Below are 2215 nucleotides of genomic sequence, written 5' to 3'. Positions count from 1 at the left end.
GCTGTGGCACATTGATTTTATAGTTTGAGTACACACTGGTCAGTGCCGGACTCTGCCAGGCTTGACCTTGGACTTGCCCAACGACTTCAGCCAGTTTCTCGTAGCCCAAGTCAGCACGATCCTCAATCTGTAGCTTGAAGCCACCCGTCGTGCCCAAACCACGTACAGGTGGTGGTGGGAATATGGCGATAAAGGCCTCTTCCACCTGAGCATATTTTGCCTGCAAGCGGCCAGCAATGGCAGCAGCAGATAAATCAGGTGAATGCCGTTTATCAAATGACTCCAAGGTCACAAACACAATCCCAGCACTTGGACTATTGGTAAAACCATTTACCGAAAGCCCAGGAAACTGAACGGCGCTCTGCACGCCTGGTTCTTCCAGTGCCAGTCGTCCCATCTCCTTGATCACTTCCTGAGTACGAGCTAAAGAAGCGCCATCGGGCAGCTGGGCAAAACTGATTAAATATTGCTTATCCTGTGCAGGGACAAAGCCTTTGGGTAAACCATTTAGTCCGTAAACTGTCATCCCCAGCAGGATGATATACAAAAATGACATTAAGACTTTATGTTTAAGCAGGCCACCAACTGAGCTCGAGTAGCCATTCGACGCTTTTTTAAAGGTCTTGTTAAAGATGTTAAAGAACCAGCCAAACAGAAAATCCATAATTCGCGTCAGCTTATCTTTCGGTGCATCATGCCCTTTCAGTAACAGTGCCGATAATGCCGGGCTCAATGTTAAAGAGTTAACAGCAGAAATGACGGTTGAAATAGCGATAGTTAAGGCGAACTGCTGATAAAACTGCCCGGTTAAACCACTGACAAAAGCAATCGGTACGAACACGGCCACCAAAGTCAGGGATATCGCCACTATTGGACCGCTGACCTCGCGCATGGCCTGATAACTGGCTTCTAGCGGTGACAAGCCATTTTCAATATTCCGCTCGACGTTTTCTACTACCACGATGGCATCATCCACCACGATACCAATCGCTAGAACCAGTCCAAATAAAGACAGAGTGTTAATGGAAAAACCAAACACATGCATTAAGGCGAATGTGCCGATAATCGATACCGGGACAGCCAACAACGGAATTAAAGATGCACGCCAGGTCTGTAAGAACACCACCACCACGATAACAACTAAAACAAGCGCTTCTAATAAGGTTTTGATAACCGCCTTAATCGAATCACGAACAAACACTGTCGGGTCATAGACAACGCTGTAATCAACGCCTTCCGGGAAGTTATTTTTCAACTTCGCCATGGTGCTGCGAATATTATCAGAGATATTAATCGCGTTTGCGCCAGGTGATTGGAAAATAGGAATCGCGACAGCAGGTTGGTTATCCAGCATTGAATTCAGGCTGAATTCAGCCGCTTGCAGCTCAACTCTCGCGACATCTTTTAGACGCGTCACCTGACCATCACTACCTGCACGGATAATAATATTTTCGAACTCTTCCGGTGACTCCAGCCGGCCTTTAGCATTGATAGGCAATTGCACATCAACCGGATCCGTCATCGGCGACCCACCAATGATACCTGCAGCCACCTGAACGTTTTGTTCTCTGATGGCAGCAATCACATCCATGGCCGTCAGACCACGTTCGGCCACTTTTTCAGGATTGAGCCAGATACGCATCGCGTAGTCACCAGAACCAAACAGACGCACCTGCCCCACACCTTCTACTTTGGCTAGTTCATCTTTAACATGCAGCACGGCATAGTTACGCAGATATAACTCATCATACTGCTTATCTGGAGATGTTAAATGCACCACCATCGTCAGATCAGGTGCACTTTTCACTACTGTTACACCAAGCTGACGCGTGACTTCTGGCAACCTAGGTGTGGCCTGAGTGACACGGTTTTGCACCATCTGTTGAGCAAGGTCAGGATCGGTACCAATTTTGAACGTGACCGTCAGTGTCATACGACCATCTGAGGTAGCCTGAGAAAACATATAAATCATGTTTTCTACACCACTCAGTTGTTCTTCCAATGGACGCGCCACGGTTTCAGCGATGACTTTTGGGTTAGCACCTGGGAACTGAGCATTAACGACAACAGATGGCGGTGAGACTTCCGGGTATTCTGATATCGGTAACTGAAACATTGACAGTAAACCGGCAATAAAAATAAGAATGGATAAAACACCCGCGAAAATGGGTCTGTCCACAAAAAACTTTGAAATATTCATTGCGTTCCTTCGTTA

General features: G+C 47.0%; 1 protein-coding gene. It reads right to left on the bottom strand.

The features are described 5' to 3' along the window. Positions 1-2200, bottom strand: a 2200-nt coding sequence (locus B4K20_RS14295) for an efflux RND transporter permease subunit (protein WP_289283412.1), incomplete at its 3' end; no start/stop codon positions are given. Positions 2201-2215 lie beyond the last annotated feature (15 nt).

The sequence above is a fragment of the Methylophaga sp. UBA5088 genome, from assembly GCF_002414625.1.
In the GTDB taxonomy this organism is placed as follows: domain Bacteria; phylum Pseudomonadota; class Gammaproteobacteria; order Nitrosococcales; family Methylophagaceae; genus Methylophaga; species Methylophaga marina.
The sequence above is the reverse complement of the archived record's forward strand: the minus strand, read 5'-3'. Positions and strand labels throughout refer to the sequence as shown.